We start from the raw sequence: 26,201 nt of genomic DNA on the forward strand, positions 1-26,201 counted from the left end.
ATGTACGGTCTAGATATTAATTTCCTCAGCGATCGCCTGGAACGTCCTGAAGCCAGCGGTGGCATTATTAGGGCGGTCAACCCGGAAAGTCCAGTTCCCTTAATTGCCGGAATTGCAACAGGGGTCTTGCTTCCTGTGGTGGTTGGCGGTCTCTGGTTGCTGCTGCAAAATCAAAATTCCAATTTAGAACAGCAACAAGCAGAACTAGATAACCAGCTAAAGAACTTGACGACTCAGCTCAAGGATGTGGCAGCTATTCGGTCTCAAATTAGCCAGGTTACGGGGGATACAGACGCTTTAGTAGGTATCTTTAACCAGATTAAGCCTTGGTCTGCGTTGCTCCAAGATATTCGCGATCGCACCCCTCCCGGCATCCAAATTGCGGCTGTGAAACAGACCGAACCCCCGCCTGTCCCTGTTGTGTCAACCCCCTCCCCCTCTCCCAGTGCTTCTCCTAAAGCAGCGGCAGCAGGCGCACCTGCTACCCCGGCAGCTGCCACCCCAGCGGCACCGGCCACTCCAGCACCGCCGCCTCCCCCGCCCCCCATTGCCAATCTTGAAATTAGTGGAGTTGCCCGCTCCTTCAGTGATATCAATGACTTTATTCTGATCCTGCAACAGTCTCCCTTTTTACAAACGGGGACAACTCGGCTGATCAAGGCCGATCTGATCGATAACCCCACTCAGGTTGATTTGTCCAAGGCTCCCTTAGCAACGGGGGCAATTGTGAAGATGCCCAAAGTTGTTGCCTATACCATTCAGACCAGTCTTTCTGATGTACCAGCCTCTGAGCTGATCTCAGAATTAAATCGCAATGGTGCTGTCGGATTGGTCAGTCGGATCGAGACCCTCAAGACCAAAGGAGTAATCAAGCCATGACAATGAGTGGAGATTTTGCTTCTCCAAGTGGGCAAGAGGCAGAGGCGTCCCCTAGCTATCCAACTGCCTTTGGGTTGACCCTCACCCCGATGGTCAGTGGCATCCTAGTGGCACTGCTCGGTTTGGCGGGTGCTGCCTATCTGCTCCTGAACTTTGTCCAACCCCTGTGGGTGCAAAGGCAAGATCTGGAGACCAATATTCAAACCAAGCAAGAACAGGTCAAGCGTCAGCAAGAAAGTTTAAAGCAGATTGCCCAAGTTAAAGGTGAGCTAGAAGCGGCTCAGCAACGCCAGACGGAAGTATTCTCCTTGTTTGCGGATGAAGCAGAGCTGGAGACCCTACTACTTGATCTCAATCGGATTGTGAATACCCGCAAGGGTAAACTTGTGAGCTTTGTCCCAGCATCCAAGGTTCCAGAAATTGTCATTGATAGCTCTTTAGGTGCCGCCGTCAATGGCAAACTCAGGCGGCAAGTCTACAAAGTGCAACTCGAAGGCAACTTTGATCAAACCCGACAAATTTTATTGACCCTAGAGCGTCTCCAGCCATTACTGGTGATGAAAAACTTGACATCGGTACTCGACTCCTCGGAGCAGAAACTTTTAATCGGCATGCAAGGGACCAAGCTGATTCCTGTAGGTCAGGCTGATACCAAGATCAAAACGGTGTTGGATCTGATTGCTTTGTTACCCCTTGAGACGAAACCTAATCTAACTGCTCCAGTGGAGACGAAACCTAATCCGACTGCTCCAGTCCCTGCCAAACCCTAGGGAAAAGGGTATCGGCAATTCCAGTCAGGCGCGCTTCGCAATTTGAATTAAGTTTGTGTGAGGAGAGAATGGTGAGAAAATATACAGGGTTCAGTGGAATCATCCTTGGTGGTAGTGCTGCGTTACTCGCAACTCAACCTGCTTGGGCCGCAACTGCGGCCATCACATCTATCCAACTCCAGCCAACAGAGGATGGTCTCAGTCTACTTCTGGAAACAAGTACGGGACAATCGCCCCAAGTCTCGACAACTGGGGATGCTCATCAATGGGTGGCCGAGGTCGTCAATGCCCAACTGCGCTTACCCCATGGTGAAAGCTTTTACCAACAACATCCGATGCCGGGGATCTCAGCCGTCAGGGTAACGGCTCTTGATGCTAACCGTGTTCGGGTTAGCGTGGTCGGTGATCCTGAGACATCCTTGGGGAAAATGCTCCAATTGCAAAGTAGTAAGGGCTTACTCTTAAGTCTGTCCAACCCTCAACCCTCCCTGGAATCGGCCCCAGTAGTGGCTGCGGCAACTGAGCAACCAGACCAAACCCCAACAACCACTGCTAGATCCACTGTCTCACCAGAGATTGCAAGTAATCCCGAATCAGCACCCACTTCTATCTCTGTACCAACGTCCCCCACCCTCATTGCCCAAACGCCAGCAGTTCTGGTTCCCAATCCCAAAGTTACCGTGACGGGTTCGGGGGTTAACTCTGTTCCCACGATCGCCCAACCCTCCAATATTGTGATTCCCAATCCTAGGATTACCCTGGATGGTACTGGCTCAAACTCAACATCAGCACCCACACCCAGTGCAGCTCCGCCTACCTTGCCCAGGGCGATCGCACCGCCAGTGGGGGACATTGCAATTTCCAACATCGGTGGATTTACGAGTGTGATTGATCTGGGTACGAGCCAACGGGTGCCTCGCCTAGTTCTCAGAGATGCGCCAGTGCGAGAAGTACTCACCTTGCTGGCAAGAGCTGCGGGATTGAACGTTGCTTTTACAACGGAAGCACCCACCCGGCTAGGTCAGGCAACCTTGAATCAGGATTCATCCTCTGAAGGTCCCCGAATCTCGCTGGATATCGAGAATGAATCGATTCAAGATGTATTTAACCATGTCCTGCGGGTGAGTGGTCTTCAAGCCAATCGAGTCGGTCGCACCATTTTTGTGGGGGTGCGGCTACCCGTAGAGGCTCGCAATGTGGTCGTTCGTTCCCTGCGGCTCAATCAAGTCAGTGTGGTGGATGCCGCCAACTTTTTGAGTGCCCAGGGGGCAGAGACCCAGCAGCCGATCACTCGCGTTACCATCCAACAGGTGGGAACTGGACTCAATGCGCGGGATGTAGAAATTCGTGAACCTGCCATTATTGCCCTAGCGGCTCGTGAGGGCACGGGTACCCTGTTGTTAACTGGATTGTCAATCGTGGCGGATGCGCGCACCAATACTATCACGTTGATTGGTGAGCCACAGAAGGTAGAAATGGCATCTAGCCTCCTAACACAACTGGATGCCCGAAAACGCCAAGTGATTGTCAATGTCAAGATTGTTGATGTCAACTTACTGGCTTTGAATGAATCGAGCAGTAGTTTTTCCTTTGGCATTAACGATAGCTTCTTTGTCTTTGACAAGGGAGCGGCAGTCTTAAATTTTGGGCCTTATAACCCCCCCCAGCGCATTATCAGCAACCACCAGTCTGATCAGCCCGACTACCGTTGCGAACCCCTACGCGTCGGGAACACCATTCCTAGGGCCACAGTTTTTTAACGCTGGTGGTGGTGTGCCCCAGGCTACAAGCCCACTCAGTCCAGGAACCCCCGGTGCCCCCGGCTTACAGAACTTTCAGTTGAGTCCCAGCGGCAACCCCCTGCAGCCGGGAATCACAGATTTTACACCGGGTACCGCTGACTCACCCAGCACCATTACCTATGGTCTGCCCACCTTTTTCCGTTACCCCACCCAATTCCTATCTCAGCTCCAAGCCCAGGTTCAAAGTGGCAATGCTAAAATCCTTACCGATCCCACCATGGTAGTTCAGGAGGGTGAGGAGGCTACCGTTGCCTTGACCCAAGAGGTTGTGGGCAATATTACCAATACCACCACCTCAACCAATTCCACATCGACTCAAACGGTGACCGCTAATATTGTCAATGCTGGGTTAACCCTCGATATCAAGATTGAGCGTATTGATGACAATGGCTTTGTTACCTTGACTGTCAATCCGACTATCGCCACCATTGGCAGTACTCAGAACATTACCGTTGGTCGAGATACCAACCAAATCGCCCTCTTAAATACCAGAACCATCAGTTCTGGGCGCATCCGACTTCGGGATGGGCAAACACTGATTCTGTCTGGGATCATTACGGAAGCCGATCGCACAACCGTCACCAAAGTCCCGATTTTAGGTGATATTCCGATTCTAGGAGCCTTGTTCCGTGCGACGAGCAAACAAAATGAGCGCCAAGAAGTTATCGTCATGTTGACGCCCCAAATCATGGATGATTCCGATCGCGCTACGTTTGGCTATGGCTACACACCAGGGCCAGAGGTGCGGCGGATCTTAAATCAGCCCTAAACGAGACAATTGTTCTTACCCATGACACGAAGTCACAGGCAGCCGTGAGTTTCAAGTTTATCTCTGGATGGCGACGGCACTGGTCAGCAGCAAGGCTGGATGTCAGATCGGGTCGTCTGGAGAAATCGGAACTCTTGGTGATTGCCATCACAGCAGTGGTGGTCAGTGGCGTACTCTTAGGAATGCGTCAACTCGGCTGGCTACAACCGATGGAGCTGCTGGCCTATGACCAAATGGTGCGGCTCCGTCATGATCGGGGGCCTGATCCTCGCCTATTGGTGGTGGGAATTACGGAAGATGACATCAATCACTTTGCCAAGCGGTGGCCGCTGCCGGATCAAGTACTGGCAGACGCGATCGCGCGCATACAGTTGCACCAACCCAGGGCAATTGGTTTAGATATCTGGCGGAATGTGCCGAATGAACCGGGACATCAAGCATTGCTGCGGCAATTTCAGGCTCCTAATGTATTTGTGATTACGAAGATTGGAGATGTGCCGCCACCGCCCAGTTTCCTCCAAGCGAAAAACCAGATTGGTTCCAATGATGTTGCCATTGATCCAGATGGGGTGTTACGGCGTAACCTCCTGTTCCCCTCCACCAATGACCCAGTCTATCTGCCCTTTTCGGAAGATGGGGTTTTCTATGCCTTATCTTTGAGATTGGCGCTAGCCTATTTAGCCGTGGAGGGGATCTATCCTCAAGCCAGTCCTACCAATCCTAATTACTTAAAGTTGGGTCGTGCGGTGTTTGTTCCCCTGCGATATCATGCCGGCGGATACCAAAACATTGATGCCGCCCGCAACGATCAAGATGTCAGAGGCTATCAATCTTTGATCAACTACGGATCGCGCAATCCAGCACCTCAAGTGTCTTTGAGAGCCTTATTGGAAGGGAAGGTCAGCCCTGATCTGATTCAGAACAAGATTGTGCTAGTCGGCGCGGTTGCTCTGAGTACCAAGGATTTATTTCTAACGCCCTATAGTGCCGGAGACACCTCAAAGAATGCGGTGATGCCAGGGGTGATGATCCACGCCCAGGCAATTAGCCAAATTTTAGATGCAGCCCACGGTCAGCAAACGCTGTTCTGGTTCTGGCCGGAATGGGCAGAGGTGGTTTGGATTATTGGCTGGACTCTGATGGGGGGAGGGTTAGCATGGCTAATTCAACATCCTATGAGCCTTGGTCTCAGTGGTGTACTCATGCTGGGAGTTCTGCTGGGGATCACATTTTCAATCTTCACCCAGGACGGATGGATCCCCTTGGCCGCTCCGGGGTTGGGGGTGGTAATGATGGGAATCGCGTTAGTTACCTATCGCGCCTATCAAGCACAACAGCAACAGCAGATCGTCATGACCCTCCTGGGTCAAAATGCCTCCCCCGCGATCGCTGCTGCTTTGTGGCATGACAGAGATAAACTCCTAAAATCCGGCAAGTTGCCGGGGCAAAAACTGACTGCGAGTATCCTGTTTACGGATGTAGTGGGCTTCAGTACAATTTCTGAGCAGGTGAGTCCGGAATTTCTGCTGGAGTGGTTGAATGAATACTTGGCAATGCTGACACGGGAAGTTCTGACGCACCACGGCATCATCAACAAGTTTACAGGTGATGGCATTATGGCAGTGTTTGGCGTTCCGGTCGCACGGACAACGGCTGCAGAAATTGCAAATGATGCAATAGAGGCGGTGCATTGTGCATTAGCGATGGAGCGTCGGCTTCAGGAACTCAATCAGATCTGGCAAACACAAGGTCGGACAGCGATTAAGATGCGCGTCGGAATTTACACAGGTCCCGTCGTCGTGGGGAGTCTTGGGAGTAAAGATCGGTTGGAGTATGGGGTGATTGGGGACAGTGTCAACATTGCGTCTCGGCTGGAGAGCTGCCAAAAAGAACGTCAAGTCGGTATTTGCCGGGTCTTAATCGCGGAAGAGACCCTCGTACATCTTCAAGAACAATTTTGTGTGGAACCCTGGGGATTAATGGAGTTGAAAGGGAAGCAGCAGATGGTGAATGTCTATCGGGTGGTAGCGGTGCAGGAAAATTCTTTAACGCCTAAAAATTCTGAGGAAAGCAGCTCACCTCTGCAAGCCTAGTGACCGTGCTGATCTGTCCCCGCCGACGGACATCGGCAACCAACACCTAAAGTGATGGGTTCAGGGGTCTGGGTTGCAGGAGGTCTCTTCTCAGTTTCTAAGTTCTAGCCATCTGTACTGAATCTTCCGATTGGTCTGTAACGTGTAAGGATTTATTCCGTATGCCATTGAAACTATTTTCTCCCCATTTCCTCAGAACTTGTATCGGTCTCTCTCTCAATGCCTTGGTGGTAGTTTTGCCCCTAGTGGCGGTGGCGCAGCAGTTTAGTCCTCCCCCGCCTGGTAGCTTTAAGCCCCCTCGCTCCAGTCTACCGGAACGCCGAGAGGGGGCAGGGACTCGTGGCCCCTGTATCAAGGGTGATAAGGCATTAACTCCAATCATGCCGCAAACCAATCCTGCCTTGACCGTGAGTGCCTATCCCTCCTTCTTCTGGTATGTGCCCACGACCCCTGCTAAGATTGCTGAGTTAGTGGTCTTAGATGAAAATGATCAGGAACTCTACAAAACCACATTACCATTGACCGGAAAGCCTGGAATTCTAAGCTTTTCCATGCCTCAAACTGGGACTCAACCCTTAGAAGTCGGTCAAACCTACCATTGGCAGTTTTCCATTGTGTGTAGCCCCCAAGAGCCTTCTGAAAATGCGTTTGTGGAAGGCTGGATTCAGCGAGTGGAAACAACTCCAGCACTCTTGAGCCAGTTAAAGGCAGCCAAACCACGTCAGTACGCAGCGGTCTATGCAGCGACAGGGATTTGGGATGATGCCCTGACAACCTTGGCTCAACTCCGACTCCAGCGTCCGGGTGACCCTACAGTGGTGAACGACTGGGTAACTCTGCTAAAGTCTGTAGAACTTGGGCATCTCGCCCAAGAACCCTTGTTACCCTAGTAGAAATGGATCAGGGGGATTCTTGAACTGATTGATTGCAGAGGGCACCATTAGCTGTGAAACAGTTGGGTTTGCTGCTAACATTCTTACCCCTATGGCTCCTCCTGCTCCCAGAACTAGCCCAGGCTCAATCCATCACAGCAGCACCCGATGGTACGGGTTCCCTCATCATCCTCCAGGGTAACCGCTATGACATCACTGGGGGGCAGCGCTCAGGGGACGGCAACAATCTTTTTCATAGCTTTTCCCAGTTTGATCTCAATCCGGGGGAGGTGGCCAATTTTCTCTCCACCCCCACCATTCAAAATATCCTGGGGCGAGTAACAGGGGGAAGTCCCTCGGTGATTCAAGGCTTGATCCAAGTCACCGGAGGATCTTCTAACTTATATCTTATGAATCCCGCTGGGATTATTTTTGGTGCCAACGCCCGTCTGGATGTGCCAGGTTCATTTACAGCCACAACGGCTAATGGCATTGGCTTGGGCGATCGCTGGTTCAATGCGGTCGGGAGCAATCACTACCCGGATCTGGTGGGCATCCCTAACAGCTTTGCCTTCACCATGCAACAACCCGGCAGTATTATTAACGCTGGAGATTTAGAGGTTTTCCAGGGAAGGACGCTGACTCTGGTGGCTGGAACCGTTGTTAGCACAGGACAGCTCAGTGCTCCCGGCGGCCAGGTAGTGGTCGCTACAGTTCCAGGGGAAAGCTGGGTACATCTAAGTCAGCCAGGGATGGTGTTGAGTCTAGAAATAGAGAGTGGAAATGCTCTCTCGACGCAGGTTCCCGACCTGCCAACCCTCGCCCCCCTCACGTTACCGCAACTCTTGACGGGTGGAAATAGCAATCATGCCACTGGCTTGACCTTGAATGCCGATGGGTCGGTTCAGCTCACAGGGTCAGGGCTGCGGGTGGAGACCGGGGATGTCACAGCAACGGATGTCACGGCTGGGACGGCTCACCTCCAAGCCAGCAACAACCTCACCCTCCCTGACAGTCAACTGCACACTACGGGTGATCTGAATCTCTTCGCCCAAAACACGGTGCGGATTCGGGATAGCATTGCCCAACCTTTCTTGGCAGTGGTCGGGGGAGATCTGACCATTCGGGGCAACCAACAAATTGATATCTTGGCGCTCAATCATCCGGATACGGTGCCGTTTCAGGTGGGAGGAAACCTTTCTCTGGTGAGTGATGGCCTGATTGCCGCTGATACCTATATGACGAGTGGCGGCAACATCCGGTTTTTGACTCTTACGGGTGAGCCGGGTCGGATAGTCAGTTTCTCTGACCCTGTGATGACGGCTACTGGTGACGTTAGCCTCGGTGACTACACAGGAGTTTCGCTCAAGGTGGTTGCTGGCGGCAATATTTCCTATGGCACAATTGTGATTGATGGGATTGATCCCGATGTTGACCCTACCCAACCGGCACTATTCTTCACCGCTGGCGGCTCGATTATGGGGAGTGGCAAGGTCTCTACCACTGTACCGGGTGGCGGATTGCTGGTTGATTTTCAGGCAGCTCAGAATATTCTCACGAGCGAGATCACAACCCAGGGAGGTAGTATTACCTTCAACAGCGACAAGGGGCAAATCACTGTTGAGGGGGCATTACGAGCAGGGTCTTTCATTGGCGATGGAGAAGATATCAGCCTCTCTGCCATGGGAGACATTAGCACCCAAGGCGTCAGAAGTCGATCGAGGCAGGGGAACGGAGGCAATATTAGTCTGACCAGTCTGGCAGGCAGTATTGATACAACAGGCGAAGATCTCCTCACCGCTGCCGCGAATGGAATGGGTGGCACCATTACCCTTACTGCTGCTGACACGATTCTCACGAGTAATCTTTTGTCATCGGGGGGGCTAGGTGGTGGTGCTATTACTCTTTCTAGTACAAATGGTGCGATCGATACCAGCACTGGGGTATTAGATAGTTCCTCGACGGCCGGGGATGCTGGGGCGATCGCCCTCAATGCCACAACCAGCGTTAAAACCGGCAATCTCACCGCGGTTTCAACCGCTGATACCGCAGCCAATGGGGGCACCATTCTGGTGCAGGCAGGGAAGGGACTGGTGACCAGTGATCTCAATACGAGTTCGGTCGCGGGTCAGGGAGGAGCAATTACCCTGAGTGCCGCTGGTCAACTTGTTACGGGCAACCTCGTATCCACGGGGTCGCTGGGGGGTGGCAGTCTAACGGTGAGTAGCCAGCTGGGTTCCGTTGCCACGGGCAACCTCAATACGAGTTCTGAGCAGGGGAGCGGGGGCGGTATCGCTCTGACTAGTCTGGGAAGTGTCACAACGGGCAATGTGGCTTCATTTTCCACGGCGGCAGCGGCGGGAAGTGGGGGCAATGTTCGGGTGCAAGCAACTGGGGCAGTTCTCATGGGTGCAGTGAATACCAGTTCTGCTGCCAGTAACGGTGGGTCTGTAAGCATCGGTATGGGGGAAACCAATCCCACAGCGATTATGGTTGACTCTATTAATACCCAAAGTTTTGGCTTCGGCCAAGGCGGAAGTGTTGCCCTGAACTCCGCATCTTGGGTGCGGGTGACCGGCAGTTTCCTGGATCAAAATGGCATCCTTGCCAGCATCTCCACCGCTGGGAAGTCTGGAGGGGGAGTGATCGCTTTGACCGCCCAAGGTGGCGGGATCAACCTACCCTTTGTGATGGGGGATGCAACGGTGAATGGGACAGCAGCAGCCCTGACCACAGGGGTCAACAATACAATTTCCCCCTTCCAGAGCTTCACAGCGTCCTATCTCCAGGGACAACCACCTAGTGAGATTGCCATTACGTTGTCCCCCCCAGAGCCTATCCCAGCTGCATCAGCTGTCCCCACACCCGTTCCTGAACCAGGGGTGGGGATTGCCCAAGATTTGCAACAACAAACCCCTGTTGCCGAGGTGCAAACCACCGATAGCGCCACCCCATTCCAGCAGCAGGCAGCAACGGCGGATGTACTAACCGCTGAACTGACAACAGTTGCCAGTAATCTGGTGATCAGGAACTTAGAAGTGAGTTTGACAGAGGACTATACCGACTACCTGGGTCTTCCCCCTAATATTCCCGGTAAGAGCTTAGTAGAGGCCAAAACCCTGCTGGCAAGAATGGAGCAACTGACGGGGATTAAGTCAGCCCTGATCTACGCCAACTTTATTCCCACTGAGGTGCAACTGGGAGCCGCTTCCGCTAAGCCTCTCCCCCAAGCCAGTGATGCTCTGGAATTGGTGGTAGTCACTGCTGAAGGCGATCCCATTCGCAAGCAGTTCCCTCAGGTTGTTCGTTCCCAAGTGTTGGCAACTGCCAGGGCTTTCCGCTTAGATGTCTCTGATCCCCGTCAGACTCGGACTCAAACCTATCTGCCGACGGCGCAACTGCTTTACCGCTGGTTGGTCGCACCCCTAGAGGTTGAACTCAAGGCTCAAAAGGTAACCAATCTGGTCTTTTTGATGGATGCTGGATTGCGCACCATGCCCCTGGCCGCGCTCCATGATGGACAACAGTTTCTGATCGAAAAATTTAGTCTGAGTTTGATGCCTAGCTTGAGCTTGGTTGATTTGCGCCCTTCGAATCTCAAGGGTGCTCAAGTTCTCGGCATGGGGGTGTCTCAAAGTACACAGGGACAGGTTCCATTACCCTCGGTTCCGATTGAACTATCAACAATTGGAGAACTCTGGCCTGGGCAGTCCTTTTTAAATGAGAACACCACCCTGGAAAATCTCCAGAAAGCTCGCAGTCAGAAGAATTTTCAAATAATTCACCTGGCGACCCATGGCGAATTCAAACCGGGACCCTTGGGCAATTCTTACATTCAACTCTGGGGAGAGCGGCTGCATCTGGATCAGATGCGCCGACTGGGACTGAGTGCACCTGCCGTTGATTTGTTGACCCTGAGTGCCTGTAAAACCGCTGTGGGGAACGAACAGGCTGAACTCGGATTTGCTGGTATGGCGGTATTGTCTGGTGTGAAAACCGTGGTTGCCAGTCTCTGGTATGTCAGTGATGCAGCCACTGCGGCGTTGATGGCGGAGTTTTACAATCGCTTGAAAACAGCTAAGACCACGTCAGAGGCGCTGCAACAGGCACAGATTGCCATGGCGAGGGGTGAAATTTATCTCCAACAAGACCGCCTTACGGGCTTGGGCTTTGTTGACTCTCTGTTGTTACCAGCGGCCAGTGGCAATTTGCCGGATCAGAATTTTGCTCACCCCTATTACTGGGCAGCATTTACCGTTGTCGGCAATCCTTGGTAGACCCCACCAGATGCTCTGGCAGTTTCAGCATGTTTGTACAGGGTGGATTCGGCTAGGGCCCCTCGGAGGTGGCTCCAAGGTAAAACCTGACCGGGTTGCCAGTTTGCATGGACATAGAAATCTAGATTGGGAAGCTGCCCCCGCAGTTGTTTAAAGGCACGGCGGTAGCTCCCTAGGGAGTCGCCATAGTGACGGGTGAGTTCGAGTAACCTCCCTACCCGGCGATCGCCCCGAGAAAGTAATGCCTGAATTACAGACCAGTTATAGCTTTCAGGGCGAAAATCTATCCCCTGCGATCGCAGTTGTTTTTGCAGCCATTGGAGGCGTTTCTCAGCCTGGGGATTCACCCCAAACCATTGAAAGGGGGTTTGGGCTTTGGGCACAAAGGTGCTACACCCGAGGGTTAAACGTAATCCAGGGGCGACCTGTTGGATTGCCCTCAGCATCGCCACGGTCTGCTCTAAATCAGCTAGTTCTTCACCGGGAAGCCCCACCATCCCGTAAAGCTTCAGATGACTCAATCCCCCTGAGCGGGCATGGACGGCTGCTTGGAGAATCTCGTCATTGTGGAGCGTTTTTATTGATGATTTGGCGTAGCCGCTCCGAGCCACTTTCGACTGCAATCGTGATCGAGTGCGTCCCGTGCTCTACCAGGGTCTGCACCAGCTTGGGCGTCACGGTGTTGGTGCGCACGGAAGCCAAACTCAGGCGCACTGCATCAAACTGGGGCTGATTCAGGTAGTCCAGTAAGTTCTCAAACTCCGGATGCTGAGTGATAGAAGCACCCAGGAGTCCCAGGCGATTGGTCACCGTTAACCCTTGGGCGATCGCGGGAATCAGAGACTCTTCTAGACTCGCTGGACGAAACGGCAAGGTTAAGTAGCTCGCCAAACAGAACCGACACATCTCGGGGCAACTTCGTACGACTTCGACTAAAAAGATATTTTCCCAAGCAGCTTGTGCCGTCACCACCGCCGAGGTTGAGAGTCGATTGCCCCGATAGGTTTGCTTTGCTATCTGCGGGGGAACTGTAGCTGCCAGCGGCGTGATAGCAGAGATCGGCCCATCCGCACTGGCATAGGCGACATTGTACAGACTGGGAATATAGATCCCTGGAACTTGAGCCAGCGCACTTAATTGAGTGGCACGACTACTATGACGAACGCCTTGATAAGCTGTCACAAACTCGGACAGCAACACTTCCCCATCGCCGAGCAAAATCACATCAAAAAAGTCAGCATAGGGTTCAGGATTGGCTGTTAAGACTGCCCCCCCCCGAAAGACCAAGGGATGTTGCTGAGTCCGGGCAGTTGCTTGCAGTGGGATTTGGAGCCGCTCTAGCAGCGTAAAGATATTGCCATAATCTAGCTCCCATGAAAAGGAGAAGCCCAACAATTCAGGTTGAGAAGGTAGGGATTCCTGGACATCCGTAAATAATCGACTCACCTGCAGATCAGCTCTGGATGCGAGGGTTGCCCAAACTATCTGGTAGCCCAGACTGGTAATGCCAACCGTGTAGGTGTTGGGAAAGGCAAAGATCACCGGAACTGCATCGGCCTCAGAAGCGACTGGTGAGAAGAGCAGCCGTTCAGCGGCAAATACAGAGGCAGTCACGGGCACATTTTAAAGGGGCAAGATAGGTAGCTCTAGCCTAGCACTGTTCATCTCGTCAGGCGATGCCTCAACGTCGAGGCCGAGCGATTTGAGAACAATTGGACGGGTCTCCAGCCTCTTGGGGCAGATAGTTCTGGAGTTTGAGCCCCCAAGATATCACCTCGTGATCGGGGAAGCCAATGATATCAGTCGCTGCAATAGATAACTGAAATTGCGCTAATATCGCATTAATATCGGGCTGCTCCTAAAGGTTACATGCTCTTGACAGAAGACACGCTCTTTCCCTAATTCAACCAATACTAGATAGACGCTACTCCCCACCCTTTCTGTCAGTCGTTTTTGTATGTTTGAAGAGGATTCCTATCATCCTGTTAATAACGCTTCTGAGCTTCTATTACGCTATGCGCTGGGGGAGCGGGGATTCTACATCGCTAACCTCAGTGGCGCAGAACTGGGCGGGGCAAATCTCGGTGGGGCGGAATTAGAAAAAGCTAACCTCCACGCGGCAAAGCTCCGGGCCGCCAGCCTGCGAGAAACCAATCTTAATCAGGCGATTCTCCGTCAGGCAGATCTTAGTGGAGCTGACTTGACCATTGCCAGTCTGCTCAAAGCGGATCTGTTTGAAGCCACTCTAACTGGAGCCACCCTCGTCGGCGCTAAACTCCTCAAAGCCGATCTGGGTAAAGCAATTCTGCGGCAGGCGGACTTGAAAGGAGCTGACCTGCGGGAAGCCAGCCTCAAAGGGGCTGATCTCAGCCATGCTGAATTATGTTATGCCAAATTGTTCAAGGCTGATTTAAGTAGCGCCAATCTCAAGGAAACGAACCTGCTCAAAGCCGACTTAAGTTTTGGCGATCTGAGTTATGCCGACCTGAGAACGGCTCAACTGGTAGGGACGAACCTAAGTGGAGCCAAGCTCAACGGTGCTAATCTCAAAGGTGTCGATCTGAGTGAGGTAAGTTTCGTGGGTGTAAATGCCAGGGGAGCTTTCTACGATAGCCACACCAGCTTCCCAGAGGGCTTTGATCCGGTCACGGGAGGCATGAAAAAGCTACCGTAGAACTGGCTTATGAGCCTACTTCAGGAAACTACCCATCAATCCTTCAAAGCCACCATTTTTGGTTAAGGACAGGATTTCAGGGATGCTGATATTGACTTCTCTGGCTGGATAGGCTTCCAGAATACTCAAAATTCCCAGGCCATTCTTAGAGCTACTTGCCAATACAATGGCACCTCGTAGCGCCACGACCCCTGCCTGATCTCGACGAATAAACATCGGTGACAGCTTGTTCAAGAGTTGATCGCCTGCTGGGGAGTTGAGGAGCCTACTCACCGTCACCACATCAATGGGGAGACTCACTTTCAGAACATTGACTAATCCCTCTCGATCCTGGGGCTTCATGAATCTGAGCAGACCTGACACATCCGAGGAAGCCTGCTGGGTTTGGACATACTGGCGCAGACTCGACGTCGACACCGATTGCTGAAAGGGGCCATACCAGAAGGAGATTCTGCTGGCAGCCATTGCAGGTGCTGTCAGGCTTCCCACCATGACAGTCATCATGGAAGCAGACAGACCCAGAGTCAACGGATGAATGTTTTTGAGCATAACAGTCCTTAAATCTTCAAATCTTCAAAACATAAGAGACAGACGCCGCGAATAGGGAGCATCAGCCTATCCAGTATTACCCTCTCCATTCTCATACGGCAACTTCTTAGCTCAAATTGTGAAGGTAAGCAGTGGTGGTTGGGTAACGTTCCCTGGGATTGGCTCAGTCGGTATCTTCAAATTTATAGCCGACACCGATCACTGTTTTTATATGGAGGGGGTTGGCGGGATCAGGTTCGATCTTTTTGCGCAGTCGGGCAATGTGGGCATCCACAATTCGTTCATCTCCAAAAAAATTACTCCCCCACAGCCGATCAATTAATTGGGCACGACTCCAGACCCGTCCTGGGTAGCTTAAAAATGTTGAAAAGAGCTCGAATTCTAAATTGGTTAAGTCTAAGAGTTCGGACGCTTCAGCATGCCGCCAGCGATGGGCAAGGCGTTGCTGGCAGTCGAGGCTGAAATGCGGCGATCGCAGGATTGGTGTTTGTCCCCCTTGACGGAGATTGCGGCGTAGTAAGGCCCGCACCCTGGCCACAAGTTCCCGAGGGCTAAACGGCTTCACCAGATAGTCATCTGCTCCCGTGGACAGCCCCACAATCCGATCAATTTCCTCCCCCCTAGCTGTGAGCATCAAGATATAGGGGTCTTTAATCCCGGTTTTTTGGCGGATGCGGGTGCAGACTTCAAGACCATCTAGACCGGGCAACATCAGGTCTAAGACAATCAAATCAGGAGAGTAAGTTTGTACCATTTCCAGCGCTGTCAGACCGTCCCGGCAGGTATGGCAGGTAAAGCTTTCTTTCTCAAGATAGAGCTTGATCAGTTGAGTAATCTCAGCTTCATCTTCAACAATTAAGATATCCATAGGTCAACATGGGTGCTGTTCGATGCCATGAACCTAGGCAGTATGCGCATCCAAATCCGCCAAAATTTCAGCTGCATGGTCGCCTGGTTTCACTTTGCGATAGATTCTCTCAATGCGACCCTCGGCTCCAATCACAAAGGTGTTGCGACTCACACCGATGTATTCCTTGCCCATGAATTTTTTCAGCCCATAGCTGTCGTAAGCAGTGGCAACGGTGCCATCTTGATCGCAGAGCAGGGGAAAGGGCAACTGATACTTGGTTATAAATTTCTCATGGGATTTGGCATCGTCGGTACTGATACCTAAGACCACCACCTCTCGTCCCTGAAAATCAGCATAGGCATCCCGAAAACTACAGGCTTCCTTCGTGCAACCAGGGGTTAGATCTCGGGGATAGAAATATAAAACCACCCGCTGGCCTCGCAAATCCCCCAGACGGATGAGATTTCCGGCGGTATCAGGGAGGCTAAAATCAGGGGCAAGATCACCTGGATTGAGGGTCATGGCGGGACTGCATACAAGAAGGACACCTGGATTTTACTTTACCCTACCTGATAAATAGGAAGGGCATGCCCCGTCAGGTGTCCCTATTCACTATTGCACGGGGGTCAGCACTTTTTCGGCCACCACTTCTAGGTTGGTTTCGGGTGTATTGGCTTCCGAGGGTGGGACAATCTGCCAGAATTGAGGGAGATAGTCTGACCAGTTGGCTAGGATCACAGCCGCTTTCTGACTATCGGCTTTATCGGCATGGATCTTAATCAGGTCTTTCAGTTGCTGCTCACCAGCAGGGGTGATCACCCGCTGAATGCTGACATTTTCTGGGTTCACCTTGGCGGGGAAACTGCCATCTTCATCCAGGATGTAGGCCAAGCCCCCCGTCATACCTGCGCCGACATTGCGCCCAACCTTGCCTAAGACCACAACGATGCCCCCCGTCATATATTCACAGCAGTGATCACCGGCACCTTCGATCACCGCTTGGGCTTTAGAGTTGCGGACAGCAAACCGCTCACCCGCCTGCCCATTGGCCAAAAGCATCCCCCCCGGTCGCACCATAGAGACAGGTATTGCCGACGATGACATTCTGGGAGGGGTCATAGGTGGCCCCATCSGGGGGGATGGATGATAATTTCACCCCCCGTGCATCCCTTTGCCAACATAGTCATTGGCTTCACCCGCCAGGTACAGGATCATCCCTGGTAGATTAAAGGCTCCGAAGCTCTGACCCACACTGCCTTGGAAGTTGAGAACAATTTGCCCCTCAAAGCCAGAATCCCCGTATTGCTGGGCGATCGCCCCCGCAAGACGCGCCCCGACGGTGCGATCGGTATTAATAACGGTGAGGGTCTGGGTCACACTACCCTGATAACGAATCGCCGCCTGGATCTCGGGATGACTGAGGAGTTGATCATCCAGGACAGGGCCATTGCTGTGAACCGATTCATGGTGGAGCCAAGCCCGATCTTGCCGAGTATCCGGTAAATGGGTGAGACAATCCAGATTAATAGATTGGGTCTTTGCCAACTGCACGCCTCGCCGCACCCGCAAGAGATCGGCTCGGCCAATCACCTCATCCAGGGAGCGGTACCCCAAGGTTGCCAACAGCGATCGCACCTCTTCGGCAATAAAGCAAAAGAAATTGACCACCTGTTCTGGCATTCCTGGGAAGCGGTGGCGCAGATCCTGCCGCTGGGTGGCAACGCCAACGGGGCAGTTATTGGTATGGCAGATCCGAGCCATAATACAGCCTTCGGCAATCATGGCAATGGAACCAAAGCCAAACTCTTACCCCCCCCATCAAGGCTGCCATCACTACATCCCAACCAGTTTTTAAGCCACCATCGACCCGCAGAATCACCCGATCGCGGAGTTGGTTCTGCATCAATACCCGATGCACCTCTGTCAATCCCAGTTCCCAGGGCCCTCCAGCGTGTTTAATCGAACTCAGGGGGGAAGCACCGGTGCCCCCATCATGACCGGAAATTTGGATCACATCGGCATTGGCCTTAGCAACTCCGGCGGCAACGGTACCAATGCCGATCTCTGCCACTAATTTGACGGAGACCTGGGCAAGGGGATTGATCTGGTGCAGATCAAAGATCAACTGTGCCAGATCTTCAATGGAGTAAATATCGTGGTGGGGAGGCGGGGAAATTAAGGTGACACCGGGTTTGGAACGCCGCAGCATCGCAATATAGGGACTGACCTTCTTCCCCGGCAGTTGTCCTCCTTCCCCTGGCTTGGCTCCCTGCGCCATTTTGATTTCAATCTGCTGGGCGCTAACCAGATATTCAGGGGTGACCCCAAATCGTCCGGAGGCAACCTGCTTGATGGCAGAACTGGCGGTATCGCCATTGCGCAGACCCTTTAAGTGAGGCAGGGTGGGAGAATGCCCCGTCCCATCGACATCCTCTAGTACCTGGTAGCGGACGGGATCTTACCCCCCGTTCTCCGGAGTTGGATTTGCCCCCAATCCGATTCATGGCGATCGCCAAGGTTTCGTGGGCTTCCCGGGAGAGGGCACCCAAGGACATCCCGCCAGTACAGAACCGCTGGAGAATTGCCGATACGGGTTCGACCGCTTCCAAGGGCAGGGCAGGGCGATCGCTGTCAAAGTCTAATAAATCTCGCAGGGCAGTGACCGGACGGTTCTCTAGTTGCTGCTTATAGAGTTCATAGTGGTCGAAGCTCTTGGTTGCTACAGCTTTATGTAGCACCTTCGCCATCTCCGGATTATTCATGTGGTATTCCAACCCCGGTCGGTATTGCACAAACCCGAAGTTTTCCAGCTTCTTCAGGTTCAGCTCTGGAAAAGCACGGCAATGGAAGCTAATCACCTCTTGGGCTAATTCACTCACACTTAAGCCCCCCAACCGGGAGGTGGTACCTTTAAAGCCCAGGTTGAGTAGATCGACCCCGATGCCAATGGCTTCAAAGATTTGGGCACCGTGATAACTGGCCAAGAGGGAAATCCCCATTTTGGAGAGAATTTTCAACAAGCCTTCTTCCACGGCTTTGCGGTAGTTGTTTTGCACCCCCGTCAAACTGTTGGCTTTGATTTTATCGCGGGCCATTAAGGTTTGGGTGCGGGCATCTGACCACCACTGGCGCACCGATTCCAGCGCCAGGTAGGGACAAATGGCACTGGCTCCATAGCCAATCAGACAGGCAAAATGATGGGTACTCCAGCACTGGGCGGTATCGACGATTAAGGAAGCACGCATCCGTAAGCCCTGGCGGATCAGATGGTGATGGACCGCCCCCACCGCTAGCAGGGGAGGGATGTAACTATCGTCAGCGCTGAGGCTGCCAGCTTCGCCGCTGGGTAACAGGCGATCGCTGAGGATCAGAATTTTTTGTCCAGCCCGCACTGCCGCCGCTGCTTGCTGACACAGGGTGGTGACGGCCTGTTGCAATCCCTCTGGTCCCGCTGCGATCGCAAACAGGGTAGGAAGGGAGGCCACACCAAACTCAGATTTCTGAATCTGTTGCAATTCTCGCTCATTCAACACTGGCGAGGGGATCTTCAACAGATGCGCCTGCTGGGGTTGAGCCTCTAGGAGGTTCCCCCGCTCTCCCAATTGCATCGTCAGGGACATCACCAACTTTTCCCGCAACGGGTCAATGGGGGGGTTGGTGACCTGGGCAAAGCGCTGTTTAAAGTAGTCGTAGAGCAGATGGGGCTTGTCAGATAGTACTGCTAGGGGAATGTCATCTCCCATACAGAAGGTTGGCTCCTTGCCAACGGCAGCCATTTCCTGGATGATCATCTCCAAGTCTTCAGCGGTGTAGCCGAAGGCTGTTTGGTGGCGTAACACCTCGTGGGCCGCCATCTGGGTGGTTTCCAGAAATGGCTGCGGCGCTAGTTCCACCCGGTGAGCCCGTAACCATTGACCATAGGGCTGAGCTGCCGCCAACCGCTGTTTAATATCCCAATTTTTCAACACCTCATGGGTTTGGAGATCCACGGCAATCATCTGACCGGGACCCAGCCGCCCTTTCTCCGTCACCTCTGCTTCCGGCAACTCCACAACCCCGGCCTCTGAGGCCACGACAATATAGCCATCGCGGGTCATGCAATAGCGAGCTGGTCGCAGACCGTTGCGATCGAGGGAGGCCCCAACGGTTTTGCCATCACTGAAAACCAGAAGTGCGGGGCCGTCCCAGGGTTCCTGAATGCCGCTGTAATATTCATAAAGGTCAACAATCTCGGGGTGCTGCGCCAGATCGGGTTGATTCTGGTATGCCTCCGGCACCATGATCATCATGGACTCCTGGGGACTGCGGCCTGAGCGTACCAGTAACTCCATGACATTATCCAGGGTGGCGGAATCGCTGTTTTCTGAATTGACAATCGGCTTGAGGCTTTCGAGACGACTCTTGGGGGTGGAGGGGGCCTGCCACAGGGGGTGGGAGAGATCCGCCTCCCGTGCCACCATCCAGTTCACATTTCCCAACAGCGTATTGATCTCGCCGTTGTGTCCCAGCAAGCGCATTGGCTGGGCCAGCGGCCATTTGGGCATGGTGTTGGTACTAAACCGCCGATGATAAACCGCAAAGGGACTTTCGTAGGTGGGATTCTGGAGATCAAGATAGAAATCTCCCAACACCGCAGAACGCACCATCCCCTTGTAAACAATGGTGCGGTGGGAGAGGGAACAAATATAGCAATCGGTCAAGCCAGGGAGGTTGGTTGCCGTTGCTGCCTGGGCCGAGATCGCGGCTTCAATGCGTTTCCGTACTAAATATAAACAGCGTTCCAGCTCATCTCCCTTCACTCTGGGCGTATGTACCAGAATTTGCTCGATCTGGGGTTGATTCTCCCGGGCTTGCACCCCTAGCACCTCCGGTTCCACGGGCACCAGACGCCAGCCCAACACCTGGAATCCTTCTTCGGCGAAAATTCCCTCGACGAGCTGGCGCACCCAGGTGGCGGTGGCAGGTTGCTGGGGCAGGAAAACCATGCCGACCCCTGTCATAGCCGTGGAGGGTACGGCAAGCCCCTGCTCTGCTAACCACTGATGGAGCAATCCCCAGGGAATCAGGGTCATTAACCCTGCCCCATCCCCAGAATCTCGATCGGCACTACACCCGCCCCGGTGTTCCAAGCAGGTCAATGCCGCCAGTGCCTTTATAACCAGGGAATGGCTAGATCGCCCTTGCTGGTCAGCAATAAAGCCGACGCCACAGGCATCCCGCTCCTCCACTAACCATTTCTGACCTCCATAACCAAGGGTCGCTAATTGTGGTGATGGTTGGTTGGGTGTTGCGCTCACGTTCATGGGGGGGTTCATGTTGACTGATTTCAGGACTGGGTTGACCAATGGACTCCAGTAGTTGGAAGGAGGGGAAACAAACGGGGCAAAAGCTGCGTCGTTTGCTAGGAAGGATTGACGGCCACCAATCGTGTCCTGAAGTAAACTTCCAGGAGATTTGGATAGGTCACTAATTTTACTCGCTCTCAGGGCGAGTCCTCAAAGCGTTGCCTAGGGGGTGGCTGCATGCTCAACAAACTTCAACGTTAACCTTGTGCTGATTCACCCATCTCATATCATTTCTTTTAAGTTGAGTTGCTCCCTGATGATGGCATCCCCTAGATATTGGCTGGCAAACCAGCGGACTGTCATACCTTAACTTTGAACAAGTGTCTAGCTTTAATTTTAGGGCAAGTTCACGATGGAACGAAAGCTCACGGTCTCAGAAGTCAATATTCCTTGATAGGAATGGGACTGATTCGCGATCTGAGAAGAGTCCAAGAAGAGTCTGAGATGATGTTGTTGAGTTCTGGAGTCTTCATGCAGTCAAATCCACAGACAGAAGTTGGGCATCCGAATCGTACCGGAGGGCAGTGGTTGGGTATCGGTGTGGGGCTGGGCTGCATGTTTGTAATGCCCTTGGTGGTCACCTTGGTGTACCCCCCCTGCCACTGCTGTTCCGGTCAGCCAGCCGCTTGCACCCGCTCCCCCGACTTTTCAGCAGGGAACTCAAATTTCCCTCAATGGTCGAACTTGGAAGGCTGCCTGGAGTCAGTGGTCATCGACGAAAACGAGCACTCTCCCGCAAATTGGGATCAGTGATGCGGGACTGATGCAGCTGTGGGGGGTTCGACTCTTGGACAGCCATGATTTAGGTCAACAACCCCTGGAGTGGTTTTCCGACCCCCGACAGCAGCCCCTGAGCTTGCCGATCCGCCTCCTGCCTCCCTATCGCTATCTGGACATTACCGAGTTGGCTCAACGACAGGGCTGGCAAGTCCAAGTGGAGGGTCAACGATTGAAGATTACAACCCCTCTTGCCCAGGTGGAATCACTCCGGCGGGGGAACCAAGCTGCTGGCGATCGCCTAGTCCTGAATTTAAATCGCCCCGCCCCCTGGCAGGTATCACAGCAAGGTCAATCCCTGATGCTGACAGTCGATGCCCAAACCGCACCCGAGCTAGCCCAGCAATTACAGCATCGTCCAGGGCAAGTGCCGGTGCAGATTCAGACTGGCAGCAACCAAACCACTCTGCAGATGATGATCCCAGCCACCTGGCGACCTCGAATCTGGACGCTCCCTCACCCCAATCGTCTGATTATTGATCTGCAGCCAGAGAATCCGATAACGCGGGATCTGCTTTGGGCTCCAGGTTTGCGCTGGCGGCAGCAACTATTGAGCCTAGGAGCCTCGCGGTTCCCCGTGGTTTGGCTGGTGGTCAATCCCCGCCAGCCCGGTCTCAGCCTACGTCCTATCTGGGGAGATCCAGCAACCCTGGTGGGGATTAACCCATTGTCAGCTGTGGCTGGGCGATCGCAGGCCAGTGCTGCTATCAACGGGGGCTTCTTTAATCGCAACCGCCAACTGCCCCTGGGAGCGATTCGTCAGGAGGGACGCTGGATTTCCAGTCCAATTCTGAATCGGGGGGCGATCGCCTGGGACGAAAAAGGGCGGGTGAAGATGGGACGACTGAGTTTACAGGAGACCCTGATCACCGCCAATGGGCAGCGGCTGTCACTGCAATCCCTCAACAGTGGCTATGTGCAAGCGGGGATTGCCCGTTATACCCAGGCTTGGGGGACAACTTACACCCCCCTGACCGACAATGAACTAATCGTGACCGTGCAGGCTGATCGGGTAATTGCCCAGCGGCCCCTGGGGAAAGCTGGAGAGGCAACCCTGCCCATCCCCGTCAATGGCTACCTCCTCAGCCTCCGCTCCAATCGCAGTGCGGCCAGTGCCGTCGCTATCGGGACTGCCCTTAGCCTGGAACGCACCCTGACACCGGATGATTTCGATACCTATCCCCAAATTCTGGCCGCTGGGCCGCTGTTGCTGCAAAATCGCCAAATTGTTTTGGATGCAAAGCAGGAGCAATTTAGTGATGCCTTTATTCGGGAAACAGCATCCCGGAGTGCGATCGCCACAACATCGGAGGGTAATCTACTAATAGTAGCGGTTCATGATCGCGTGGGGGGAGAGGGTCCGACCCTAGGAGAGATGGCTCAATTGCTACAACAGATGGGAGCCCTAGAGGCGCTGAACTTAGATGGGGGGAGTTCGACGACTCTCTACCTCGGAGGACAACTGCTGGATCGCTCCAGTCGATCTGCGGCTCGGGTTCATAATGGAATTGGCATTTTTCTCCAGCCCAGCCCTGAGCCAATTCGGCCTTAACCCCTGGTTGGTGGTTCTGACAGACATCTTCCCTGCTGCCTTACCCCCCTGCCTTGTCCCTAACTTGCAATTTCAGGAGTAACCACCGTGGCATCCTCTCAAGAAGTTCCCTCTTCCCACACCCTGCCTTCAACCCCTGTCCTAAAGGGGATTGCTGCCACGGAATTGCGACCCTGGGGAGCTTTCACCGTCTTAGAAGAGGGTCGGGGCTACAAAATTAAGCGCATTGAAGTCAAGCCAGGACACCGCCTCAGTCTGCAAATGCACCACCACCGCAGTGAACACTGGATTGTGGTTTCAGGCACTGCTCGGGTCATTTGTGGCGATCGGGAAACACTGCTATCCAGCAACCAATCGACCTATGTTCCACCCTGTACCCTCCACCGACTGGAAAACCCTGGTGTGATTTCCTTGGTCTTGATTGAGGTGCAAAATGGTGAGTATTTGGGTGAGGATGACATTATCCGCTTCCATGATGATTACGCCCGCACCCCGGCTGCCCCCCTATAAAGACTAGGCTTAGGATTCATCCCCATGGTTCATCTCAGTGAAGCGGCTGCTCGTGAAGTTAAGCGACTGCGATCCAGTCGGCAGCAGCCCAATGCCCTCTTTCGTTTGAGAGTTGAAGCCAGTGGGTGTGAAGGGTTGTCCTATGCTTTGGAGCTAGCGCCCAGTATGCAGTTGCAGGATCAGACTTTTGAATGCCATGGCATTCAAGTTTTGGTTGATCCGCAGAGTTTACCCTATGTTAAAAATCTACAAATTGATTACGCCGAGGATCTCATGGGGGGGTGTTTCCGTTTTCATAATGCTAATGCGACGAAAACCTGTGGGTGTGGGAACTCTTTCTCCATCAACTCCTGCGAGGAATCTTGAGTTCTCCCCATGCTGGCGGTACGTTCAACTGAGCAGTATAGCCATCGTCACAAAGCTTTGTCCGATGGTGTGTTAAGTAGCTTCCCAAAATCAGCGTTTGACGGCCTGGTTCTTCGCGGCTTGACCAGCACCGTTTTGAACCAACATCCTAGCGACAATTTCTGTCAAACCCTTGACAAGAATAAATCCTGGCCATCCTCACCCACAGATTCTTCAATCGGAACCAGAGTAGTTTAGAATACGCTGCTATCAAATGTACCAACCGTCTCTAAATTGCGTTACGCTACTTTAATAGTAATCAGTCCATGCAATAATCGCATTCAATCGATTCAATAATCGAAATATGCGATGAATTAAGGCTTGACAACTACGACTGCCTACGATACCCAATCGTACTTGAGGAGAAGTGGGGAATGCCCCAAAAAACGGTTTTAATGATGCAGCCCTTGCAAAATCAGGGGCAAATTTGGCACACTGCCTTGACCTCTCAGGAACTTGCTGTCATCTGGGAAGCCGAAGATTTTCCACTGGTGGAGTCGCTAACCCAAATGCAGCAACTTGGATTAGATCTGCCAGACCTATTGCTCTTAGATGTGCGGGCGCAGTCGATGAATCCCTATGGTTTCTGTCGTTGGTGTCGTGATCATTGCCCGAGTGTTAAAGTTTTGCTTACCAATTCCCAGCAGTCAGAAATTTCCCCTAGTGAGCGTCGTTGGGCGATGAGTCAGGGAGCCTTTGATTTGCTGCCAGGTTTTCAGCCAGACATTTTGATGGTTGGAGTAACATCTGCGATCAATCGCATCCTGCAAATTTTAGAATGGCAGCCGCTTCAGCAAGAAAAACTCATCCTGGCACTCCAGGAGCTGACTGCTGAAAATACCCCATCCCCAGCAATGCTTCCCCTGGGTAGACCCTTACCTGCACCCTCTAACCCAAAGGCAGATGCAGATTCTGGCACGTTTATTCACATTCCTGACAAAGCCCCACCCCCAATAGAGAGCCGCCCCCTTCGCAAATATCGGGGTGCTTTTTACTAGAGCCTGCTTGCTAACTCTTTGTACAGGTTCACCCGGTGTTCCTGGGCGATCGCTGTTTTCGCTGCGGAAAACCTATACTGCCGATCCCGACTGGGCTGTGAAGCATGGGTTAAAGACTTTATCCAAGAGACTGTCAAAGGTTGGACTGGCTATTAATGTGTAATAATCCGCAGTCAATTTTTGTCAATCTTGTACCATTGCTTAGGCATGAGTATACTTCCAGGTATGATTCTGGAAATGCTTCAAATAAAATGCGTTCCCTGGAGAAGACGACCCGTTCAAAATGACACCCTACTCCACTCATAGCCCGAATAATCTGGCTATAACTCGTGTCATTAATGTAATAGCAGAGAATCTTGCTAGATTCTTTAGCAGGGGATGCAGCCCTAGCTGTTACAAGAGAAAGTAAGTAAGTCATTTTCTTGAATTGAAATTGAATTTAGATTGAGCATTCATCATTGTTCTAATTTCAATCAGAATGACATAAGGATGTTTGAAATGATGTCTAAGCAAATGTTTGAGCTGTATAAATTTCAACAAAATGTATTGAATTGAAACCAGGCAATCAGGAAACCAAGATCGCAGCAGCAGCGATGTCTGGGGTCAGGATCGCATACCAAGTGAATCTATTGCACATCGCTAGGTACGTGCATACTAAAGGTAATACAATTTGATGTCCTTAAGGTAATTGCGCTACCGGATCCTACTCCTCTAGACCTACCCAGATGCTGCCTTCCTCAAGGCGTGTTGGGAAAACCGTCAGAGCCTTTTCTTTGGAAACCATGGCTAGAACTTTCCCTACACCAGGCGGCCACGGACACCAGTCTTTGACATTCCCACTGAGAAGGTCAAAGGCACTATGATGCCACGGACAGACGATCGCATTGTCTGCTGTTACTTTGCCACCTTGGAGCGGCAGCTTTAGGTGAGGACAGGCGTTCTCCATGGCATAGATCTGCCCGCCGTGATGTAAAAGCAAGATTGTCCGCTTCTCTGCTTTCACTACCTTGCGCGCATCTTGGGGAAGCTCAACTTCAGCTAGCACTTTAACCCAATTCATAACGACCTCCAGTGTCTAC

The 26,201-nt window shown here is 52.7% G+C and carries 20 protein-coding genes and 2 pseudogenes; 13 read left to right on the forward strand and 9 right to left on the reverse strand.

What is annotated here, in order from left to right; all coding sequences use genetic code 11:
- From DO97_RS04985 to DO97_RS05010, 7 genes are all read left to right on the forward strand, one after another.
- A complete protein-coding gene (locus DO97_RS04985; protein ID WP_036531462.1) occupies window positions 1-879 on the forward strand; it encodes a PilN domain-containing protein in 879 nt (292 codons plus the stop codon).
- The gene (locus DO97_RS04990) at window positions 876-1,649 is read left to right on the forward strand and encodes a pilus assembly protein PilO (RefSeq protein WP_156120446.1); all 774 of its coding nucleotides are present in this window, start codon (window positions 876-878) and stop codon (window positions 1,647-1,649) included. Before DO97_RS04985 ends, DO97_RS04990 begins: the two co-directional genes overlap by 4 nt.
- Window positions 1,650-1,717: 68 nt before the next feature.
- Window positions 1,718-3,409: a type IV pilus secretin family protein gene (locus DO97_RS04995; protein WP_204368483.1), complete on the forward strand. Its 1,692-nt coding sequence runs from the start codon at window positions 1,718-1,720 to the stop codon at window positions 3,407-3,409.
- Between the two features lie 13 nt (window positions 3,410-3,422).
- On the forward strand, window positions 3,423-4,220 hold the full coding sequence (locus tag DO97_RS24915) for a type II secretion system protein GspD (protein WP_239651468.1): 798 nt from the start codon (window positions 3,423-3,425) through the stop codon (window positions 4,218-4,220).
- A gap of 44 nt (window positions 4,221-4,264) precedes the next feature.
- On the forward strand, window positions 4,265-6,313 hold the full coding sequence (locus DO97_RS05000; RefSeq protein WP_239651469.1) for a CHASE2 domain-containing protein: 2,049 nt from the start codon (window positions 4,265-4,267) through the stop codon (window positions 6,311-6,313).
- 161 nt (window positions 6,314-6,474) lie between these two features.
- Window positions 6,475-7,203: a DUF928 domain-containing protein gene (locus tag DO97_RS05005; protein WP_052128410.1), complete on the forward strand. Its 729-nt coding sequence runs from the start codon at window positions 6,475-6,477 to the stop codon at window positions 7,201-7,203.
- 56 nt (window positions 7,204-7,259) lie between these two features.
- Entirely contained in the window at window positions 7,260-11,462 is a 4,203-nt protein-coding gene (locus tag DO97_RS05010; protein WP_052128411.1) for a CHAT domain-containing protein, read from the forward strand.
- Here the strand turns inward: DO97_RS05010 and DO97_RS30770 are convergent.
- Window positions 11,423-13,076: pseudogene (locus DO97_RS30770) on the reverse strand (B12-binding domain-containing radical SAM protein). The gene DO97_RS05010 and the pseudogene DO97_RS30770 sit on opposite strands and share 40 nt — an antisense overlap.
- Window positions 13,077-13,419: 343 nt before the next feature.
- Between DO97_RS30770 and DO97_RS05020 the strand changes: the two are divergent.
- The gene (locus DO97_RS05020; protein ID WP_052128412.1) at window positions 13,420-14,136 is read left to right on the forward strand and encodes a pentapeptide repeat-containing protein; all 717 of its coding nucleotides are present in this window, start codon (window positions 13,420-13,422) and stop codon (window positions 14,134-14,136) included.
- A 15-nt stretch (window positions 14,137-14,151) separates the two neighbouring features.
- Here DO97_RS05020 and DO97_RS05025 read toward each other — a convergent pair whose 3' ends face one another.
- The 6 genes and pseudogenes from DO97_RS05025 to DO97_RS27365 form a co-directional block, all read right to left on the reverse strand.
- The gene (locus DO97_RS05025; RefSeq protein ID WP_052128413.1) at window positions 14,152-14,685 is read right to left on the reverse strand and encodes an alpha/beta hydrolase; all 534 of its coding nucleotides are present in this window, start codon (window positions 14,683-14,685) and stop codon (window positions 14,152-14,154) included.
- A gap of 163 nt (window positions 14,686-14,848) precedes the next feature.
- Window positions 14,849-15,553, reverse strand: coding sequence for a response regulator (locus DO97_RS05030; protein WP_036531464.1), 705 nt, complete (start codon window positions 15,551-15,553; stop codon window positions 14,849-14,851).
- A 33-nt stretch (window positions 15,554-15,586) separates the two neighbouring features.
- Window positions 15,587-16,057, reverse strand: coding sequence for a thioredoxin-dependent thiol peroxidase (gene bcp, locus DO97_RS05035; RefSeq protein WP_036531465.1), 471 nt, complete (start codon window positions 16,055-16,057; stop codon window positions 15,587-15,589).
- A 90-nt stretch (window positions 16,058-16,147) separates the two neighbouring features.
- A pseudogene (locus DO97_RS27355) lies at window positions 16,148-17,317 on the reverse strand (GltB/FmdC/FwdC-like GXGXG domain-containing protein).
- Complete coding sequence (locus tag DO97_RS27360; RefSeq protein WP_338038319.1) at window positions 17,271-17,936, reverse strand: glutamate synthase-related protein; 666 nt, start codon at window positions 17,934-17,936, stop codon at window positions 17,271-17,273. Before DO97_RS27360 ends, DO97_RS27355 begins: the two are co-directional and overlap by 47 nt.
- Window positions 17,848-20,838: a glutamate synthase central domain-containing protein gene (locus DO97_RS27365; RefSeq protein ID WP_275574939.1), complete on the reverse strand. Its 2,991-nt coding sequence runs from the start codon at window positions 20,836-20,838 to the stop codon at window positions 17,848-17,850. Before DO97_RS27365 ends, DO97_RS27360 begins: the two co-directional genes overlap by 89 nt.
- A gap of 513 nt (window positions 20,839-21,351) precedes the next feature.
- On the opposite strand from DO97_RS27365, the gene DO97_RS05045 reads away from it, so the two are divergent.
- From DO97_RS05045 to DO97_RS05065, 5 genes are all read left to right on the forward strand, one after another.
- Window positions 21,352-21,633: a hypothetical protein gene (locus DO97_RS05045; protein WP_156120447.1), complete on the forward strand. Its 282-nt coding sequence runs from the start codon at window positions 21,352-21,354 to the stop codon at window positions 21,631-21,633.
- Between the two features lie 10 nt (window positions 21,634-21,643).
- Window positions 21,644-23,209: a phosphodiester glycosidase family protein gene (locus DO97_RS05050; RefSeq protein WP_052128414.1), complete on the forward strand. Its 1,566-nt coding sequence runs from the start codon at window positions 21,644-21,646 to the stop codon at window positions 23,207-23,209.
- Between the two features lie 87 nt (window positions 23,210-23,296).
- Window positions 23,297-23,719, forward strand: coding sequence for a phosphomannose isomerase type II C-terminal cupin domain (locus DO97_RS05055; protein ID WP_036531467.1), 423 nt, complete (start codon window positions 23,297-23,299; stop codon window positions 23,717-23,719).
- 24 nt (window positions 23,720-23,743) lie between these two features.
- On the forward strand, window positions 23,744-24,085 hold the full coding sequence (locus DO97_RS05060) for a HesB/IscA family protein (RefSeq protein ID WP_036531468.1): 342 nt from the start codon (window positions 23,744-23,746) through the stop codon (window positions 24,083-24,085).
- A 413-nt stretch (window positions 24,086-24,498) separates the two neighbouring features.
- Entirely contained in the window at window positions 24,499-25,122 is a 624-nt protein-coding gene (locus tag DO97_RS05065) for a hypothetical protein (RefSeq protein ID WP_036531470.1), read from the forward strand.
- A 133-nt stretch (window positions 25,123-25,255) separates the two neighbouring features.
- Here DO97_RS05065 and DO97_RS30050 read toward each other — a convergent pair whose 3' ends face one another.
- Together DO97_RS30050 and DO97_RS05070 are read right to left on the reverse strand one after the other, a co-directional pair.
- Entirely contained in the window at window positions 25,256-25,540 is a 285-nt protein-coding gene (locus DO97_RS30050; RefSeq protein WP_072016360.1) for a DUF1830 domain-containing protein, read from the reverse strand.
- Between the two features lie 285 nt (window positions 25,541-25,825).
- Window positions 25,826-26,182: a Rieske (2Fe-2S) protein gene (locus DO97_RS05070; protein ID WP_036531472.1), complete on the reverse strand. Its 357-nt coding sequence runs from the start codon at window positions 26,180-26,182 to the stop codon at window positions 25,826-25,828.
- Window positions 26,183-26,201 lie beyond the last annotated feature (19 nt).

It is taken from the genome of Neosynechococcus sphagnicola sy1, from assembly GCF_000775285.1.
Classification (GTDB): domain Bacteria; phylum Cyanobacteriota; class Cyanobacteriia; order Neosynechococcales; family Neosynechococcaceae; genus Neosynechococcus; species Neosynechococcus sphagnicola.

Excerpts from the sequence above, each read along its gene's own strand:
- DO97_RS04985 (WP_036531462.1), top strand. The coding sequence starts at position 1 with ATGTACGGTCTAGATATTAATTTCCTCAGCGATCGCCTGGAACGTCCT.
- DO97_RS04990 (WP_156120446.1), top strand. The coding sequence starts at position 876 with ATGACAATGAGTGGAGATTTTGCTTCTCCAAGTGGGCAAGAGGCAGAG.
- DO97_RS04995 (WP_204368483.1), top strand. The coding sequence starts at position 1,718 with ATGGTGAGAAAATATACAGGGTTCAGTGGAATCATCCTTGGTGGTAGT.
- DO97_RS05005 (WP_052128410.1), top strand. The coding sequence starts at position 6,475 with ATGCCATTGAAACTATTTTCTCCCCATTTCCTCAGAACTTGTATCGGT.
- DO97_RS05020 (WP_052128412.1), top strand. The coding sequence starts at position 13,420 with ATGTTTGAAGAGGATTCCTATCATCCTGTTAATAACGCTTCTGAGCTT.
- DO97_RS05025 (WP_052128413.1), bottom strand. The coding sequence starts at position 14,685 with ATGCTCAAAAACATTCATCCGTTGACTCTGGGTCTGTCTGCTTCCATG.
- DO97_RS05030 (WP_036531464.1), bottom strand. The coding sequence starts at position 15,553 with ATGGATATCTTAATTGTTGAAGATGAAGCTGAGATTACTCAACTGATC.
- bcp (WP_036531465.1), bottom strand. The coding sequence starts at position 16,057 with ATGACCCTCAATCCAGGTGATCTTGCCCCTGATTTTAGCCTCCCTGAT.
- DO97_RS27365 (WP_275574939.1), bottom strand. The coding sequence starts at position 20,838 with ATGAACGTGAGCGCAACACCCAACCAACCATCACCACAATTAGCGACC.
- DO97_RS05045 (WP_156120447.1), top strand. The coding sequence starts at position 21,352 with ATGCAGTCAAATCCACAGACAGAAGTTGGGCATCCGAATCGTACCGGA.
- DO97_RS05050 (WP_052128414.1), top strand. The coding sequence starts at position 21,644 with ATGCAGCTGTGGGGGGTTCGACTCTTGGACAGCCATGATTTAGGTCAA.
- DO97_RS05060 (WP_036531468.1), top strand. The coding sequence starts at position 23,744 with ATGGTTCATCTCAGTGAAGCGGCTGCTCGTGAAGTTAAGCGACTGCGA.
- DO97_RS05065 (WP_036531470.1), top strand. The coding sequence starts at position 24,499 with ATGCCCCAAAAAACGGTTTTAATGATGCAGCCCTTGCAAAATCAGGGG.
- DO97_RS30050 (WP_072016360.1), bottom strand. The coding sequence starts at position 25,540 with ATGACTTACTTACTTTCTCTTGTAACAGCTAGGGCTGCATCCCCTGCT.
- DO97_RS05070 (WP_036531472.1), bottom strand. The coding sequence starts at position 26,182 with ATGAATTGGGTTAAAGTGCTAGCTGAAGTTGAGCTTCCCCAAGATGCG.